Raw genomic sequence first — 18,218 nt, forward strand, 5'->3', positions numbered from 1 at the left:
CGTTCGCTGGAAGCTACACCATTAGCTAGCTGGCAGGATAAAATATCCTGCTATACTGATAGATACTTGCCTGGAACAGGATTGTCCGGCAACAGAGAAATTCTAGAAGGAGGTAACTAATGAAACTAAAAAATATTCTAGTATCTCTGTTTGTTGCTGTTTTCATGCTGGCCGCGCCGGTATATGCCGGTGATGCGGTCAATCTCAACACAGCCAATGTGGAGCAACTTACGGCTGTGAAAGGAATTGGCGAGAAGACAGCTGCGGCCATTGTCGCGTACCGTGATGAACACGGGGCATTTGCCAAAGTGGATGATCTGCTCAATGTCAAAGGAATTGGTGAGAAAAAACTGGCCACCATCCGTGATGCCGTTGCAGTTGGCGGAACGGATGCGGAGGAAAAGGCCGCGCATTAGTAGACAGGGATTCAAGTGGCGCGGCGGTTTCACGGATAGAGATTGCCGCGCCATCTTTTTTGTGAAGCATGGCCGCATGAGCAAATTCAGGGCTTTACGGAATCCTCTGCTGGTGATGGCACACGATCTTGTGTGGATTCCTGTAGCTGTGTGGTTCGCTTACTGGCTACGGTTTAATCTCGGTGATATTCCGGTCGAATATGTCCGCACCTCCCAATTGATGATTATTGTCGGCCTGCCGGCGCATGCGCTGGCCTACTGGTTCTTCGGTCTTTATCGCGGCATCTGGCGTTTTGCATCCTTGCCCGATCTGCTTCGTATTTTCAAGGCGGTCGTTGTCGGCGTGCTTATCAACTTTGTGGTGCTATTTATTCTCCTCCGCCTTGAAGGTGTGCCGAGGAGTGTTCTGGTTCTCTACCCCTCGATCTTGATCATCGGGTTGGCCGGATCCAGGCTTCTGTATCGCTGGATTAAGGACAGGAGCCTTAATATTACCAGTTATGAGAAGAAGCGGGCGCTGCTTATCGGCGCTGGCGAGGCGGGCGAACTTCTGGTTCGCGATCTGCTTAAATCCGGCCCCTATGAGCCGGCAGGGTTTCTCGATGATTCCGAACGCAGGCAGGGGCAGGAGATCCATGGTGTTCGTGTCATCGGAACAATATCCAGACTGGCGGAGGTCATTGAGGATCGCGACATAGAGGTGGTTCTGTTGGCATTGCCTTCGGCCTCTCAGCAGCTGATCAAACAGGTTGTGATACAGTGCCAGAATTGCAATATACCCTGTCGTACGCTTCCTTCGGTCGCCGACCTCGCCGATGGCAAGGTGGAGGTGTCCAGTCTCAGGCAGGTTCAGATTGAGGATCTGCTGGGCCGAGACCCCGTTGTGCTCGATTATTCCGGAATCCATCAACTGCTGACCGGTCGCTCTGTCCTTGTGACAGGGTCCGGAGGCTCGATCGGTTCAGAACTGTGCCGTCAGATCATCAGGCACAAGCCGGCGCTCCTGATCCTGCTCGATCACGGAGAGTTCAACCTCTACACCATCGAACAGGAGATTCGAGGGGTGTTGCCGGATGGATGCGAACTGCACGGAGTTCTGGGCGATATCCGCGATCAATCACGCATGCGGTGGATTTTCGATCATTTCAGACCGGATCTGGTGTTTAATGCTGCCGCCTATAAACATGTGCCGCTGGTTGAGGAGAACCCGGCAGAAGGGGTGAAGACCAATGTCTTCGGCACCTGCCAGCTTGCAGATATGGCAGTCGAATTCGGCGTGAAGAAGTTTGTCCAGGTATCTACCGACAAAGCGGTCAATCCGACCAATGTCATGGGGGCGACCAAGCGTACGGCCGAGATCTACTGTCAGAATCTCAATCGTCGCAGCGGATCAACTGCCTTTATTACTACCCGGTTCGGTAATGTGCTCGGCTCGGCCGGCTCCGTGGTGCCGCTGTTTCGCAAGCAGATTGAGGCGGGCGGCCCGGTTACAGTCACGCATCCCGATATCACCCGCTACTTTATGACCATTCCCGAGGCGGTAAGCCTGATCCTGCAGGCTGGAAGCATGGGCGAGGGGGGCGAAATCTTCGTGCTGGATATGGGTGAGCCGGTGAAGATTGTCGATCTGGCCGAGCAGATGATCCGCCTTGCTGGCCTTGAGCCGGGCCGTGATATCGAAATCAAATTTACTGGCTTGAGGCCAGGAGAGAAGCTCTATGAGGAGCTGTTCCATGAGTCTGAGGCGCTGGCACCAACCACCCATCCTAAGGTTATGCTCTCGGCAAGCCGCGAGGTGGATTGGGAAGCGATGAACAGGGTGATGGCGGAACTTCGAGAAGCCTGCGACAAACGGGATGTGCACCTGATCTATAACGAGCTGAAACAGCTTGTGCCGGAGGCGGATTTTACGCAATCATTGGGGAATGAGCCCGCAGCCTGACCCGGAGTCACCCGATCAACATCTCGCTGTAGAAGTCGCGGTCTTTTCACCGCTGCCCGGCAGCTTTACCTATCTCTGGCCGAAGTCTCTCGGCAAGCCTCTGAAAGGAGTTCGTGTTCAGGTTCCGTTCGGTAAGGGAAGCCGCTTCGGGCTTGTTCTTGAGATCACGGCCGTTCCGGACGACATGGCTCCGGATTACAAACCTGTGGCTGACCGCCTCGATGCGGTGCCGCTACTCGATGCTGCGCGGCTGGCCTGGCTGGAGCGGGTAGGGCGCTACTATCTCGCCTCGCCTGGTGAGCTCTGGAGTACAGCGCTCGGCTGGGCACTGCAGGATGATCTGCGCCGTTTCCGCTGCGGTGATCCGGCCAAGCTTTCCGACGACCCCCTGCTCTTGGCACTGTTTCCAACCCGGGCAGCAGTAACCCTGAAAACTGTACTGAAACGCGCTGCTGCTGCCGGCTACAAAACAGCCGTTCGCCACCTCCTTTCTCTGGCAGTGAAAGATGGCCTTGTGGAGGAGGTTAAAGCAGAGCCGTTCCATCCTTGCAGCGAGGAAAGCCTGTCCCGTGAACTGACTGCAACCACAGGTCAGCAGCGGGCTATTGATGCGCTCACTGGCAAGCCCGACATCTTTAATCCCTGCCTGCTTTTCGGCCGCACCGGTTCGGGCAAGACCGAGGTTTATCTTAAGGCGGCCGAATCGGTTGTGGCAAACGGTGGCCAGGTGCTGGTACTGGTGCCGGAGATCGGATTGACACCGATGTGGCTGGCCAGACTCACCTCCCGCTTTCCGCGGGTTGCCACATGGCACTCCGCTTTGACAGGGGCTGAACGGTTACGGATTCGCCAGCATCTCGATTCCACCGATGTGTTGATCGGTACCCGCTCAGCGCTATTCCTGCCGCTGCCGAAGCTGAAGATGATCGTCGTCGACGAGGAGCATGATGCCAGTTTCAAGCAGCAGGAGGGGATGACCTATTCGGCGCGCGACATGGCCCTGCTGCTGGCGCAGGAGCTCGATATCCCTGTAGTGCTGGGCTCCGCCACCCCGAGCCTGGAGAGCTGGCGGCAGGTGAAGGCAGGAAATTATAAGCGGCTCGATCTTCCAGATCGGATCGCCAAACACGCCTCTGTCCGCTCCGAAACCGTCGATATGCGCGGCGTTGATGCTCCGGTCTCCGATGCACTGCTCGCAGCCTTAAATGAAACGAAAGAGGCGGGCGACCAGTCGATCCTCTTCCTCAATCGGCGCGGCTATGCACCGGCGCTGCAGTGTACCGCCTGCGGCGATGTGCCGGAGTGTCCCGGTTGTTCGATACGCTTGACGCTGCACCGAAGGGCGGGCCAGCTCCGCTGCCATACATGCGGTTTCAGGCGCAGGGTGCCGAAAACCTGCGAATCTTGTGGCGAGGATGCCCTGATGCCGCTCGGCGAGGGGATGGAGAAGCTGGAGGAGTGGTTGAATGAGCATCTTCCCGAACTCCGCTTCGAGCGTTTCGACCGCGATGTGATCACCAGCCACTCCAGGCTTGAGAATACGCTCTCTTTATTTGAGAGCGGGGAGCTTGATTGCCTGATCGGTACACAGATGCTTGTGAAGGGGCACGATTTTCCCAATGTGACACTGGTCGGCGTGGTCAATGCCGATCTGGGTGTCAGCCTGCCCGATTTCAGGGCCGGCGAGCGCTGGTGGCAGCAGATGACGCAGGTGACAGGCCGCGCAGGGCGCAGCGAGAAGCGCGGCCGCGTGATTATCCAGACGCGCATGCCCGAGGCCGGATGGCTATCGCGCATCTCCGAGGATGAGGCGATCGCCACGCTCGACGAGGAACTCAGCCTGCGCGAGATGCTGCACTATCCCCCCTATGCGCGCTGGGTGCGGCTGGTATTCTCATCGAACAAGATCGAACGGGCCACCGAGGTGGCCAGCCAGTTTGCGCGTCACTGCGAGAAATTTGATGGCATTAACATCACAGGCCCGATGCCCTGTCCGATGGAGCGGGTGGCCGGTAAGTTCCGTATTGAGGTACTGCTGCGCGATGCCTCACGGAAGCTGCTGCCATGGAAGCTGCAACCGCTGCTCTCGGGTATGCAGCCGCCACGCGACGTCCGCATCCGTGTCGATGTCGATCCTCAAGATATGATGTAGGCACATCCTGTACCTACACCCTTCGGGGGCGTGCCTTTGGCACGTCCAATTTCTCTATCCTGAGAAATTGTGGTGTGATACTTCCTCACGAACAAGCGTTTCTTTTTTTTTTATTGCTTCATAGAGTGGTTCGTCAATGAGCAGGAGTCGTGAACTGAGATGAGTAAACCGGTCATTCGCGTTGAAGGTGCGCGGGTACATAACCTGAAAAATATCAGTCTTGAGATGCCGCGCGACAAGCTGGTGGTGATCACCGGCGTATCCGGTTCCGGAAAATCATCACTCGCCTTTGATACCCTCTACGCCGAAGGGCAGAGGCGTTATGTCGAATCGCTCTCGGCCTATGCGCGTCAGTTCCTCGGTATGATGGAACGCCCCGATGTCGATGCCATCGAGGGGCTCTCTCCTGCGATCTCCATCGAGCAGAAGACCACCAGTCGCAACCCCCGCTCCACCGTCGGCACCATCACCGAGGTGTACGACTACCTGCGTCTGCTTTTCGCCCGCATCGGCCAGCCCTACTGCCATGGTTGCGGTAAACCGATCACATCCCAGCCGGCCAGTGTGATTATCGACCAGCTGGAGAAACTGGAAGAGGGAACGAAGCTGCAGCTGCTCGCCCCGATTGCGCGCGGCAAGAAGGGTGAGTTCAGGAAAGAGCTTGAGAAAGCGGGCAAGGACGGCTTTGTGCGTGTGCGCATCGATGGCGAGGTGATGCCGCTCGAGGATGCGCCTCAGCTTGAGAAGAACATCAAGCACAATATCGAACTGGTGGTGGATCGGCTGGTGATGCGCGATGGTATCCGTACACGCCTGGCCGACTCGGTGGAGACGGCACTGCGCTATGGCGAAGGCATGATGATCGCATTGATCGGGGCGGAGGAGCAGCTCTTCTCCGAGCGCTTTGCCTGTCCCGACTGCAATATCTCCTATCCCGATATCGAGCCGCGCCTCTTCTCATTCAACTCGCCGGTCGGCGCCTGCCCAGCCTGCGATGGCCTTGGCTCCAAGACCGTATTCGATCCCGACCTGGTGGTGCCCGATGCCGGACTCTCCGTGGCAGCTGGCGCCATCGAGCCGTGGGCAGGGCGTGAAACCTTCATGTACCGCCAGACGCTGGAGGCGGTGGCAGCCCATGCCGATGTCTCCATGGATATGCCGTTTGGTGAACTTCCGGAGTCTGCGCGTAACGCCTTTCTCTACGGCAGTGGCCGCGAGAAGATCCGTTTTGTTTATGAAACACCGGGTCAGAACCGGGTGATTGAGCGCCCCTTCGAGGGGGTGATCCCCAACCTCGAGCGGCGCTGGCGCGAATCCTCGTCCGATGATGTGCGCGAGGCGCTGGAAAAGTACATCAATACCATCGACTGCCCGGGTTGCAACGGTTCGCGGCTGACGAAGGCTGCGCGCCATGTGCGCATCAACGATGTGAGTCTGCCCGAGGTTGTGGCGATGCCGCTGCGCGAGGCCGTGGCATGGGTGAAAGGGCTGAAGCTAAGCGACCAGCAGCAGGCAATTGCCGACAAGGTAGTCGAAGAGATCTCGGCAAGACTCGGATTTATGATCGAGGTGGGGCTTGATTACCTGAGTTTGGAGCGCACCTCCGGAACCCTTTCCGGCGGTGAGGCGCAGCGTATCCGGCTGGCGACCCAGATCGGTTCAGCACTGGTCGGCGTGCTCTACATCCTTGATGAGCCCTCAATCGGTCTGCACCAGCGCGATAACGACCGCCTGCTGGCAACGCTCAGGAGGCTTCGTGATCTCGGTAACTCGGTGCTGGTGGTCGAGCATGACGAGGATGCGATCCGCAGCGCCGACTGGATTATCGATATGGGGCCGCTGGCCGGTGAGCACGGCGGTGAGGTGGTCGCGCAGGGCACGCTGAAGGATATCCTGAAATCGAAAACGCTTACCTCCGACTATCTCTCTGGCCGCAAAAAGATCGTGGTTCCGAAGCGGCGTAAGGTTCCCAGTAAACATCCGGTAATCGGGGTTGAAGGAGCATGCGAGCATAACCTGCAGCAGGTGACCGCCGAGTTCCCGGTCTCCCGCTTCTCATGTGTCACCGGCGTGTCCGGTTCCGGCAAATCGACATTGACCAACGACACGCTGTTTCGCGGATTTGCCCGTGCCAAGGGACTGAAGAGTGAGCGGGTGGGGGCGCATGGGCGGCTTATCGGCTCTGATCTGGTCGATAAAATCATCGATATCGACCAGAGCCCGATCGGGCGTACCCCGCGCTCCAATCCGGCCACCTATACCGGCCTGTTTACGCCGATCCGCGAACTCTTCGCGCAGGTGCCTGAATCACGCGCGCGCGGATACAAACCGGGCCGCTTCTCATTTAATGTCAAAGGAGGGCGCTGCGAGGCGTGCCAGGGCGATGGCATCATCAAGGTGGAGATGCATTTCCTGCCCGATGTCTATGTGCACTGCGAATCGTGTCAGGGCAAACGCTACAACCGCGAAACGCTCGATATCCGCTATAAGGGCAAAACAATCGACGAGGTGCTGCATATGACGGTGGAGGAGGCGCTCGAATTTTTTGCCGCCATTCCGCCACTGAAAAACCGGTTGATGACGCTCTCGCAGGTGGGGCTCGGGTATATCCAGCTTGGCCAGTCCGCCACCACGCTCTCGGGAGGGGAAGCGCAGCGTGTGAAGCTCTCCAGGGAGCTGGCCCGCCGCGCTACCGGCGACACCCTCTATATCCTTGATGAGCCGACAACCGGTCTCCACTTCCACGATGTCGCCAAGCTGCTCGATGTGCTGCATGCCCTTGTCGACCGTGGCAACACGGTGATTGTCATTGAACACAATCTCGATGTGATCAAAACCGCCGACTGGATTGTCGATATGGGCCCCGAAGGCGGCGACAGGGGTGGTACTGTTGTGGTTGCCGGAACCCCTGAACAGGTTGCTGCCTGTAAGGCGTCACATACCGGCCATTATCTCAAAGGCTGTCTGTAATTCCGGATGGATTGCATAAAGGCTCGCTGTTAGGTTGCTGGCATGGGTGATCTGGAAGAAAAACTGAACGAATTACGCATCGCCATCGATGCCGTCGATGACGAGGTGCTGGACCTGATCCGTAAGCGCGCACAGTTGGCTGCGCAGGTGGGTGAGGCGAAGCAGAACAAGGGCAATGCGCCGTTTTATGTGCCGAGCCGTGAGGCCTCGATTATCCGCAGGCTGCTGGCACGCAATGCCGATGCAGCCCATGCATCGCACGAAACGAAGATATCCGATGAGGCGATCCACGGTATCTACCGCGAGATCATCGGGGCCTGTCTGGCGCTTGAGCACCCGATGACCATCGCCTATCTAGGCCCTGAGGGAACCTTCAGTCATACGGCAGCCACCCGTCAGTTCGGAGCAACACCGAAATATCTTCCCTGCAGTTCACTGGAGCTGGTGTTTGATGAGGTTGAGGCGGGACGCGCCACCTATGGTGTCGTGCCTGTTGAGAACGCTTTCGAAGGGGCTGTAACGCCGACGCTCGATCTTTTCGCTGATATGGAGCGCGATGTCTATATCTGCGCCGAGGTGCAGCTATCCATTCATCATCATCTCTTCACATATGCGGAGAGCCTTGAAGATATCGACGTGGTAATTTCACACCCTCAGCCTCTGGGTCAGTGCCGCGACTGGCTGGCTTCTCATCTGCCGAATGCGCAGCTGATGGAGTCATCCTCGACCATTCGCGGCGCCCAGATTGTCGAAGAGGCAAAGGCCAGCGGGTCGGGCGCACTGGACTGGCAAAAATGTGCCGTGATCGGCCCCTACTCGATTGTTGACCAGTCCGATCTGCCGTTGGTACAGCGTAACATCGAAGATTTCCACGATAATACCACCCGCTTTTTCGTAATCGGCAAGCACGATTCGCCTGCCTCGGGTGAGGATAAAACCTCAATGGTGATGTCGATCAAGGATGAGCCGGGCGTACTGCACAACCTGATTTCATCGTTTGCCACGCGTGGCATCGGTCTGACCCGAATCGAGTCGCGTCCGTCGAAGAAGAAGCTCTGGGAGTATGTCTTCTTTGTCGATGTGCAGGGGCACCGGGACGATGCTGAAGTCGCAGCGGCGATTGCCGAGATTCAGGCCAAGCCGGGCGGATTCATCAAGGTGCTGGGTTCCTATCCGGTATCCAAGCCACTTTAAGGACAGGATATGAGCGTAAAATGGCTGGCACGTGCAGTGCCGCAAACCTCGGGGTTGTACCCTTATGTACCGGGCAAACCGGTGGAGACACTGCTGCGCGAAAAGGGGCTAACGCGCGCCATCAAACTTGCTTCCAACGAAAACCCCTATGGACCTTCGCCGAAAGCGGTGGCCGCGATTGGTGCAGCGGCAGCTGGCGTGCATCGCTATCCGGATGGCGATGCCAATGCCCTGAAAGAGAAGCTTGCGAAAATACATAACGTGGATCGTGACCGTCTCCTGCTCGGCAACGGTTCCAACGAGGTGCTGGAGCTGCTGATCCGTACCTTTGCAGGTAACGGCGATGAGGTGGTTTTTTCAAGCCGCGCCTTTATTGTCTATGCACTTGCCGCTCAGGCAGCCGGGGCAACGCCAGTTGCCGTGCCGGAGGCTGATGGCCTGAGTCATGACCTTGAGGCCATGGCGGCAGCAGTGAACAGTAAGACCAAAGTGGTCTGTATCGCCAACCCGAACAATCCGACCGGCACCCTGCACGACAACAGTGCTATCCAGACATTTCTCGATCGTTTGCCGCGCGATGTGCTGGTGATTATCGATGAGGCCTATTATGAATTTGTTGCCGACCGGCTTGGCGATTCTGTACAGGACCTTGCACATCCCGGCCTTGTAATCAGCCGCACCTTTTCCAAAGCCTATGGTCTGGCCGGATGCCGAATCGGATATGCGGTAGCAGATGCCGTGATTGTCGGACTGGTGAACCGGTTCCGAGAACCGTTCAACCTGAACCTGCTGGGGCAGGTGGCGGCGGTGGCCGCACTCGATGATCGTGACTGGGTGATGGCGCGTGTGGCTGACAACAACAGCGAGCGGGCGCGCCTGGAGTCTGCGCTTGAGGCAGAGGGGCTTCTCGGTGGTCGCTGTTTCGGCAACTTTGTGCTGCTCAAGCACAGCAACTGCCCTGAAATTTTGCGCCGGCTGGAGGATCGCGGCATTATCCCACGCCCGCTGGCTCCGTACGGTATGGCGGACTATCTGCGGATTTCGGTAGGCAGCGCGGCAGAGAACGGTGAGTTCCTGCATGCGCTGAATGAAATTATAGCAGCGCTCCAGGAGTAGTTGAGTGTCAGCCACTGCAAAACCATCCATCGGCCACTTGGTCATTGTCGGCGTCGGTCTTATCGGCGGTTCATTCAGTCTTGCCTTGAAAAGGGCGGGGCTGGTCGGGCGGGTGACCGGAGTCGGCCGCAGTCGCGATAACCTCGAACTGGCCCAAAGACTGGGTATTGTCGATGCGTGGACGCATGATGTTGGTGAAGCGGTTCGTGATGCTGATGTGGTGCTGCTGGCCGTTCCGATGAGTGCCTTCGAGTCGGTGTTTGCTGATATGGCAGCGAGCCTGTCAGATCATGCCGTCGTCACCGATGCCGGTAGCACCAAACAGTCGGCAATTGCCGCGGCCAGAAAGTTTCTTCCGAACCCTTCCCGCTTTATTGCTGCGCACCCGATTGCCGGAACTGAGCAGTCCGGGGCGGGAGCTGCTTTTGCCGAGTTGTTTGAGAAGCGTCTCTGTGTACTTGCGCCTGATCCCGATTCCGACCCCGATGCGCTGGCGCTTGTTAAGGCGCTCTGGCATCAGGTGGGCAGCCGGGTGGTCTGCATGGGTGCCGCTGAGCATGACGATTTTCTTGCGGCAGTGAGCCATCTGCCGCATCTGGCCGCTTTTGCACTGGTTAATGCAGTGCGCAGGCAGAGTTATGAAGGGCACGATCCGTTCCGGTTTGCTGCCGGCGGGTTCCGTGATTTTACCCGTATCGCCTCCTCATCACCTGAGATGTGGCGCGATATTGCCCTCTGCAACAGCGATGCGCTGGTGAAACAGATAGATGCCTTTCAAGCAGAGCTGAGCGGGCTGCGTGAAGCACTGATGGCCGCCGACGGTGAATCAATAATGAATGAATTCAAGGCTGCCAAAGAGGCGCGTGAGAAGTGGCTGGCTGAACATGGAGATGGATTGTAATGGGAGAAGAGTGGTAATGGATGTGGGCGGAACACTGATTGCAGGGCCGGCCATGGGGCCGCTGAACGGGACTATTACCGTACCCGGTGATAAATCGATGTCACACCGATCTGTCATGCTGGCTTCACTCGCCGATGGCGTTACCGAGATACGCGGGTTTTTGCCGGGTGACGACAATGTGGCGACCGCCCGTATGTTTATTGATATGGGCGTGGATATTGAGTGGCTTAACGATGAGAAAACCAGCTTGCGCGTACATGGCGTGGGGCTGCATGGCCTGAAGCAGCCTGCAAAGATGCTCGATGCCGGGAACTCCGGAACCTGTGTACGCCTTATGACCGGCATTCTGGCAGGGCAGCCATTCGAATCGACGATGACCGGCGATGCGTCGCTCTGCAAACGGCCTATGAAGCGGGTGGTCGATCCGGTGCGACGCATGGGGGCAACGGTATCCGGTCCCGATGGCGGCAATCTGCTGCCGATTACCATTTCGGGTGGCAGGCTCAAGGCGATTCATCATATCTCCGAGGTGGCCAGTGCGCAGGTCAAATCGTGTGTGCTTCTTGCCGGTCTCTATGCCGACGGCATCACCCGCGTGAACGAGCCGAAGCCGACGCGCGATCATACCGAGCGCATGCTGCCGCTTTTCGGGCAGCCTGTGGAAGCAGCTGCAGACGGCACCATCTCGATCAACCCCTCTGACCGGCTGACTGCACCATCATGTGTGGTGGATATTCCAGCCGATCCATCCTCCGCCTGTTTCTTTGCCGTGGCGGCAAGCCTGGTTGAGGGCTCCGATGTCACCCTTAAATCGATCGGTATCAATCCGCGGCGGGATGGCTGGCGTCGGGTTATGAATGGCATGGGGGTAAGGCTGACGCTTGAGCATGAGGGTAAGGTGGGCGAGGAGCCGGTGGCTGATGTGCGGGTGAGATCCGGCGGTCTTCACGGCATGCGAGTGGATCCCGATGATGTGCCGGATGCGATCGATGAATTTCCTGTGCTGTTTGCGGCTGCAGCGCTGGCTGATGGCGAGTTTCTGCTTGAAGAGGCAGAGGAGCTGAGGGTAAAGGAGTCCGATCGTATCAGTGCGATGGCGGATGCACTGCGTGCCGCCGGTGCCGATATCGAAGAGCGACCGGATGGAGCGGTGATTCGCGGCCTGAATAACCTCAAGGGTGGCGCTGAGGTTGATGCGCTGGGCGATCACCGTATCGCCATGGCTATGGCCGTAGCGGCCCAGCGTGCCGATGGTGAGATTACCATTCGCAATGCTGCCGCCATTGCCACCAGTTTCCCGAATTTTGTGCCACTGGCACAGAGCATCGGCATGAACGTGCGCTGGCAGGATGAGGAGTAAGCCATGAGCAGGTGGAAGCCGGTGGACGGGCTGCAGGTCGCTATAGACGGGCCCTCGGGGTCCGGCAAAGGCACTGCGGCCAAGATGCTGGCGAAAGAGATCGGTTTGCCCGTACTTGATACAGGACTGCTCTACCGCCTGATCGGCGGCCTCGCAATTGAGCGTGCAATCGCCCTCGATGAGAGCGAGTCACTTGTGGCGTTGGCCAACGAGATGCTGGAGTCCGTTGCATGGACAGTGGATGGCATCACGTTTGACGGGGAGAACTGGACAGACCGGCTGCGCAGTGAAGCGGTGGGCAACGCAGCTTCAAAGGTGGCATCGCAGCCAGAGGTGCGTGAATGTTTGCTGGGATTGCAGAGGAAGATTGCCGAATCCGGCTGTGTGATGGACGGACGCGATATCGGCACGGTGGTGCTGCCAGGGGCGCAGGCCAAGTTTTTTCTGACAGCATCTGTTCGTGAACGGGCAAGGCGTCGCTGGATACAGCTGAAAGAGCAGGGTGGAAGCTCTCTGGAAGCGGTGGTTGAGGAGCTTAAAATGCGTGACCAACGAGACCAGGAACGTCAGCATGCGCCCCTGCTTCAGGCGGAGGATGCGATTGCCATCGATTCAACAACCATGAGGGTTGATGATGTGGTGGATCGAATGACTGGAGTGCTGGAGCGACGTGGTTTGATCGTCGTCTCCTGAACAGGAAAGAACACAAAACTGAATAACAATTCGCAAGAGTTGAACTTAGGATGGATATCGATATGAGTGAAGCCAAGAAATTGGATGATGTGAAAGAAGTGCAGGATGCAGTCGTGGAAGAGGAATCTTTCAAGCAACTATTTGAGGCTTCACTGAAAGAGCAGACCGAAGTTCGCCGCGGCGAAATGGTGGATGGCATGGTGGTCGGTATTAATTCCGATGCCGTTATTATTGACGTGGGTGCCAAGGCTGAAGGTTCAATCCCGCTGGCTGAATTTGCAGATGCCGGTCTGGAAACACCGAAAGTGGGCGACATGGTGCATGCGATGGTTCAGTCCGTCGGCGGTTCCGCAGGCGTCAAACTCTCCGTGCTGGCGGCAAGGAAGAACGAGTCCTGGGCTGCGATCGAGGCCGCTGTTGAAAGCGGTGAGCCGGTGGATGCAGTGATCACATCGGAAGTGAAGGGCGGCTACCGTGTAAACCTGAACGGACTTTCAGCATTCATGCCTCGCTCTGAAGCCGACACCGATATGCATGTTAAGTCCGACACCCTGGTAGGCACCTCTTGCAAAGTGGCCATCCTTGAAGCGCGCCGCAAGCCTGAAAATGTTGTGGTCTCCCGCAAGAAGCCGATGGCAGTTGAAGTGGATGCACAGCGCGCCAAGTTCTTTGAGGCGCGCGCCGTTGGCGACAAGGTTTCCGGCGTGGTTCGCCGCATGGCTGATTTCGGTGCGTTTGTGGACCTTGGCGGAGTCGATGCGCTGCTGCATGTCTCCGATATCTCCTGGCGCCGCATCCAGAAGCCGTCTGAGATGCTTTCAGTGGGCCAGCATGTGACCGTGGAGATCGTCAAGATGAATGCCGAAACGGGCAAGGTTTCCGTTTCCATGAAAGCGCTGCAGGCCGACCCGTGGGGGAATGTGGCCAACACCTATGAGGCAGGCATGCGCCTGACCGGAACCGTTCGCAGGCTTCTTGATTTTGGCGCTGTAGTTGAGCTTGAGCCCGGCATTGAAGGTATGATTCATCGTTCCGAGATGAGCTGGACCAAGAAAGATGTCAAACCTGCCCAGCTGCTTTCCGAGGGCGATGTCGTTGACGTTGCAGTGCTTGAAGTTGAGGCGGAAGAGCGCCGTATTCGTTTGAGTCTGAAAGCGGTAAGCGACAACCCGTGGCAGAGCTGGCTGGCCGATCATCCGATTGGCTCACATGTGAAAGGCAAGATCAAAAATGTAACCGATTTCGGATTTTTTGTACCTGTAGGCGATGATCTGGACGGTCTGGTGCATATGGAGAATCTCTCATGGGAGAAGCATGGCTCTGAAGCACTGGCTGAGTACAAGAAAGGCCAGGATGTAGAGTGCGTTGTCCTCGGTGTGGATGTTGACAAACAGCGTATTTCACTCGGCATCAAACAGCTTTCCAGCGATCCGTTTGAGCTCTTCATGGAGAACGTCAAACGTGGCGACAGCGTGAATGGCAAGGTGTTCGAGGTGAAGCCTGCAGGCGCAGTGGTGGAACTCGCTGAAAGCGTACACGCCTTCCTCTCGCGTCGTGAGATTCCACGCGAGTTCGAGGAGCTGAAAGAGGGCGTCGAGATCGAGGCGAAGGTTATCGAGGTGAACCGTAAACGCAGGCAGGTGGAGCTGTCGATTCGCCAGCAGTTGCGTGATGAGGAGCGTGATGCGGTCCGCAGTTATTCGCAGCAGGCCGCCAGAGATGCCACGCCATCTGCTCTGGCTCTGGAGCTGCAGAAGAAAGTGCTGGGGAAAAAAGCCTCAAAAAAGTAAGTACCCCAAAAAGGAAGCTTGCGAAGCGCTGATGATCACCTATGCTAATGGGTTCAATCGGAGGGTGTTATGACGAAGTCGGAGCTGGTAGAGATTATTGCTGAAAAACAGGGTGGAATTACCCGCCGTGAGGCTGAGGTTGTTGTGAACACCATTCTTTCGGTGATTGGCGATGCTCTGGCCGAAGGAGGTCATGTCGAACTCAGGGGTTTCGGGAGCTTCAGCACCAAGCAGCGCAATGCGCGTCTTGGCAGGAATCCGAAAACCGGTGATTCGGTCATGGTGCCTGCCAAAACCGTACCCCACTTCAAGCCGGGAAAAGAACTGCGTGAACGGGTAGGAAGCGCCTCCTGAAGATCGATTTGAACATGCACGGTTTCAACTCTGTGAACTGGATCAACGTGCTGCTGGTGATTGTGCTGACGTCGTTTGCAACGATGTTTGCCATGGCGAATCTGATGACGATCCAGATCCATTTCCTTGGCGTCAGCAGCGGCCCGATTCCCCTTTATATCCCGGTGTTTTTCGCTTTCATGCTCGGTTTTTTCGGCGGTGTGCTTGCGCTCTCATTTTCGCGACGCAAACACAAGCAGGAGATCGCATATCTCAAGCAGGAGAATGAGCGTTTGCAGCGTGAAGTGGACAACCTGCGGAATATCCCGCTACAAGACGACGTATGAATACCATCCTTCTTGCCATTACCGCCATTGCCCTGGTGGTTCTTGTCGCACTTGTGCTTCGGCCGGTGCAGGAGCAGGGGCAGCCCCAGAAAGAGGAGGATGAACGGATATCGCCGCTGTTGCGCGGCATCAATTATCTGCTCTCCGATGAGCCTGATCTGGCGCTGCAGGAGATGGTTCAGGTTGCCCGACTGCGTTCGGAGGCTGCCGATGTCTACATGGCACTGGGCGAGATGTTCCGTTCCAAGGGCGAGATCGGGCGAGCGGTACGTATTCATCAGAACCTGCTTGCGCGCCCCGATCTGCCGCGCGAACTTCATCTGCAAGCACATCTGGCGCTTGCGCTTGATTTTCAGACAGGAGGCCTCCTGGACCGGGCATTGACGCAGTACCAGAAGGCGCTCGATATCCGTTCCGATCATGCCGGCGCGCTTGAGTCCAGTCTCCGAATCAGGGAACAGAGCAGTGAATGGCTGCTGGCTGAGGAGCTGCTGTCACGACTTGAGCGGGTGCGTAATGAATCCTACGGCTCACACCGCGCATATCTTTTTTCCGAGATGGCTCGACAGTGCTGCAAGGAGGGGGACCGGGATGCTGCCTCTGAATACGCATTGCGGGCGATCGAACTGGATTCCGCCTGTGCACCTGCCCGCATGGTTGAGGTTGAGCTGGCACTGCAGGTGAATGATAGTGAGTCGGCTTTAAGCGCCATCAGGGCGTTAAGGGAAAAATCACGAGAGCACTTTCCGCTTGTCATCGCGCTGCTGGTTCGTCATCAGGAGTTCTATGAGAGCAGAGGCTATGAGCTGTTGACTGAGTTTGCCCGGCAGGAACGGGATGCGGAACTTGTGCTGGCATGGCTTGAGGTTGTCGCCTCTGCTCATGGACGAAAGGAGGCTGCCGCTCTGTGCGACAGGCTTGGTTTTGTTCCAGCAACGTTGCGGGAGTCGTTACGACTGCAGGCGGTGATCGGTGATGATTCTGACGCGCACGCGAAGTTTTCCAGGAAGTGGCGATTGACGGCGAAGAATTACAGTTGCGAGCAATGTGGTGTAGAGGTGGCAGAGGTTCGCTGGCAGTGCCCGCAGTGCCACGCCTGGGGTACATTGCATCCGAAGCAGGAGGAGAAGGTTTGATGCGGGATAGATCTATGCAGCAGAGACTGATGGTGGCGCTCGATGTGGATAGCCGGAAAAAGGCGCTGGCGATGCGCGATGCCGTGGGGGATTCGGTTGGTTGGCTGAAGGTTGGGTTGCGCCTGTTTGTCGCTGAAGGACCTGATCTGGTGCGCGAACTGAAGTGGGGTCACAAGCTGTTCCTTGACCTTAAGTTCCACGATATCCCCAATACCGTGGCACAGGCGATCGAGAGCGCAGGCAGCCTCGGTGTGGATATGGTTAATGTACATGCCGGAGGCGGTGAGGAGATGCTGGCTGCTGCCGCCAATGCCGCCAAAGCTTTCCCGAACATGAAACTGATTGCTGTGACGGTACTGACCAGTGATCCGATGCCGAAAGAGCAGGCGCGTGAAGTGGCCTTGATGCGAGCCAGGATGGCGCAGCAGGCAGGGCTCGATGGTGTCGTTTGCAGTGTACACGAAGCGGCTGCCATTAAAGAACTTTGCGGTAATGATTTTATTACTGTGACGCCGGGTATTCGCTGGGGTGGACAGGATGTTCAGGATCAGAAGCGTATAGCCGACCCTGCATCAGCAATAGCCAACGGTTCGGATTATCTCGTGGTCGGGCGCCCCATTCTGCAGGCTCCCGATCCTGCTGCAGCTGCTGATGAAGCGGTGAAAATGATGGAATCTGTTGCGACCTGATCGCGTGAATCTTTCCGATTACGAATCGATACTTGCGCCATACGCCTGTCGCAGCAGTTATTCACGCGGCCGGGTGCATGACGAGCCGGAATCGCCGCACAGGAATGCTTACCAGCGAGACCGCGACAGAATTATCCACTCTACGGCTTTTCGCAGGCTCGAATACAAAACCCAGGTGTTTGTTAACCATGAGGGTGATCACTATCGCACCCGTCTGACCCATTCGATTGAGGTGGCACAGATTGCCCGTTCGATCTGCCGCTCGATGCGCCTGCACGAGGATTTGGCAGAGGCAGTGGCGCTGGCCCATGATCTCGGTCATACACCGTTCGGCCACTCCGGGCAGGATGCGCTTGATGATGTCATGAAACCCTATGGGGGCTTTGAGCACAATCGCCAGTCACTGCGGGTGGTTGAAACGCTGGAACACAAATATGCCGCATTTCCCGGGCTTAATCTCAGTTATGAAACACGGGAAGGGATCGTCAAACATCACTCGGCATACGATACTCCAAAAAATCGCGATCTTGCCCACTTCAACCTGCATGAGCAGCCGCCACTGGAGTCGCAAATCGGCAATCTGGCCGATGAGATTGCCTACAACAATCACGATATTGATGACGGTTATCGCGCCGGCATGTTGCGTGTCGATGGATTGATGCAGCTTGAGTTGTTTCGGATCCACTATGAGCAGGTGGAGAGACAATTTTCCGGTGTCAGCGAGCGCCTGAAAGTGAACGAGACCGTTCGCCAGATGATCAATTTCCTGATTGTTGATGTGATCAGTGAAACCGAGCGCAGGATTGGCGAAATGGGTGTGGCCACTTTCGAAGATGTGCGGGATGCCAGCAAGCCGCTGGTGGGGTTAAGTGCTCCGGTTCGACGCATGAACGGAGAGATGAAGAAGTTTCTCTACAAACATATGTATCGTCACTACCGGGTGGCGCGTATGGCCAATAAGGCGGAGCGGGTTATCCGGGAGCTCTTCACTGTCTATATGGAGCACCCCGCCATGCTTCCGGATAATCAGCAGCTGGAACTGGAGATTGCGAAATCCGGCACTGATCTGACGGATGAGAAGCAGGCCAGAATTATCGCCGATTATATTGCCGGCATGACCGACCGATATGCGCTTGAAGAGCATGAAAAGCTGTTCAACGTCAGTGCCCGCCCCTGACT

14 protein-coding genes and 1 pseudogene are annotated in these 18,218 nt (G+C 57.0%); all 15 read left to right on the forward strand.

The features are described from left to right. Nucleotides 1–119: 119 nt before the first annotated feature. A complete protein-coding gene (locus tag Ga0123462_RS02825) occupies nt 120–416 on the forward strand; it encodes a ComEA family DNA-binding protein (RefSeq protein WP_100264901.1) in 297 nt (98 codons plus the stop codon). A 76-nt stretch (nt 417–492) separates the two neighbouring features. Then, entirely contained in the window at nt 493–2,358 is a 1,866-nt protein-coding gene (locus Ga0123462_RS02830) for a polysaccharide biosynthesis protein (RefSeq protein ID WP_100264902.1), read from the forward strand. Beyond that, complete coding sequence (gene priA, locus Ga0123462_RS02835) at nt 2,342–4,510, forward strand: replication restart helicase PriA (RefSeq protein WP_100264903.1); 2,169 nt, start codon at nt 2,342–2,344, stop codon at nt 4,508–4,510. Before Ga0123462_RS02830 ends, priA begins: the two co-directional genes overlap by 17 nt. Nucleotides 4,511–4,669: 159 nt before the next feature. Next, nucleotides 4,670–7,480: an excinuclease ABC subunit UvrA gene (gene uvrA, locus Ga0123462_RS02840; protein ID WP_100264904.1), complete on the forward strand. Its 2,811-nt coding sequence runs from the start codon at nt 4,670–4,672 to the stop codon at nt 7,478–7,480. A gap of 42 nt (nt 7,481–7,522) precedes the next feature. Next, entirely contained in the window at nt 7,523–8,674 is a 1,152-nt protein-coding gene (gene pheA / locus Ga0123462_RS02845) for a prephenate dehydratase (RefSeq protein ID WP_100264905.1), read from the forward strand. A 9-nt stretch (nt 8,675–8,683) separates the two neighbouring features. Further along, nucleotides 8,684–9,790 carry a histidinol-phosphate transaminase gene (gene hisC / locus Ga0123462_RS02850; RefSeq protein WP_100264906.1) on the forward strand — a complete coding sequence of 369 codons (1,107 nt, stop codon included), beginning with the start codon at nt 8,684–8,686 and terminating at the stop codon, nt 9,788–9,790. A 4-nt stretch (nt 9,791–9,794) separates the two neighbouring features. Further along, nucleotides 9,795–10,691, forward strand: coding sequence for a prephenate dehydrogenase (locus tag Ga0123462_RS02855; protein WP_232726580.1), 897 nt, complete (start codon nt 9,795–9,797; stop codon nt 10,689–10,691). Continuing rightward, nucleotides 10,627–12,051 (forward strand): 3-phosphoshikimate 1-carboxyvinyltransferase, encoded by a 1,425-nt coding sequence (gene aroA, locus Ga0123462_RS02860; protein ID WP_232726581.1) that lies wholly within the window; start codon nt 10,627–10,629, stop codon nt 12,049–12,051. The genes Ga0123462_RS02855 and aroA overlap by 65 nt, the downstream gene beginning before the upstream one ends. Nucleotides 12,052–12,054: 3 nt before the next feature. After that, on the forward strand, nt 12,055–12,744 hold the full coding sequence (cmk, locus tag Ga0123462_RS02865; RefSeq protein WP_100264908.1) for a (d)CMP kinase: 690 nt from the start codon (nt 12,055–12,057) through the stop codon (nt 12,742–12,744). Nucleotides 12,745–12,806: 62 nt separating this feature from the next. Then, the gene (locus Ga0123462_RS02870; protein ID WP_100266458.1) at nt 12,807–14,534 is read left to right on the forward strand and encodes a 30S ribosomal protein S1; all 1,728 of its coding nucleotides are present in this window, start codon (nt 12,807–12,809) and stop codon (nt 14,532–14,534) included. Nucleotides 14,535–14,600: 66 nt separating this feature from the next. Then, nucleotides 14,601–14,888 (forward strand): annotated as a pseudogene (locus Ga0123462_RS02875) (integration host factor subunit beta); the annotation flags it as partial. 14 nt (nt 14,889–14,902) lie between these two features. Continuing rightward, nucleotides 14,903–15,214, forward strand: a complete 312-nt coding sequence (locus Ga0123462_RS02880; RefSeq protein ID WP_100264910.1) for a LapA family protein — start codon at nt 14,903–14,905, stop codon at nt 15,212–15,214. After that, a complete protein-coding gene (locus Ga0123462_RS02885) occupies nt 15,211–16,350 on the forward strand; it encodes a heat-shock protein (protein ID WP_100264911.1) in 1,140 nt (379 codons plus the stop codon). The genes Ga0123462_RS02880 and Ga0123462_RS02885 overlap by 4 nt, the downstream gene beginning before the upstream one ends. Next, on the forward strand, nt 16,350–17,039 hold the full coding sequence (gene pyrF, locus Ga0123462_RS02890; RefSeq protein ID WP_232726582.1) for an orotidine-5'-phosphate decarboxylase: 690 nt from the start codon (nt 16,350–16,352) through the stop codon (nt 17,037–17,039). Before Ga0123462_RS02885 ends, pyrF begins: the two co-directional genes overlap by 1 nt. Next, nucleotides 17,029–18,216: a deoxyguanosinetriphosphate triphosphohydrolase gene (locus Ga0123462_RS02895; protein ID WP_198507379.1), complete on the forward strand. Its 1,188-nt coding sequence runs from the start codon at nt 17,029–17,031 to the stop codon at nt 18,214–18,216. Before pyrF ends, Ga0123462_RS02895 begins: the two co-directional genes overlap by 11 nt. The last annotated feature ends 2 nt before the right edge of the window (nt 18,217–18,218 follow it).

The sequence above is a fragment of the Mariprofundus ferrinatatus genome (genome assembly GCF_002795825.1).
Lineage (GTDB): Bacteria > Pseudomonadota > Zetaproteobacteria > Mariprofundales > Mariprofundaceae > Mariprofundus > Mariprofundus ferrinatatus.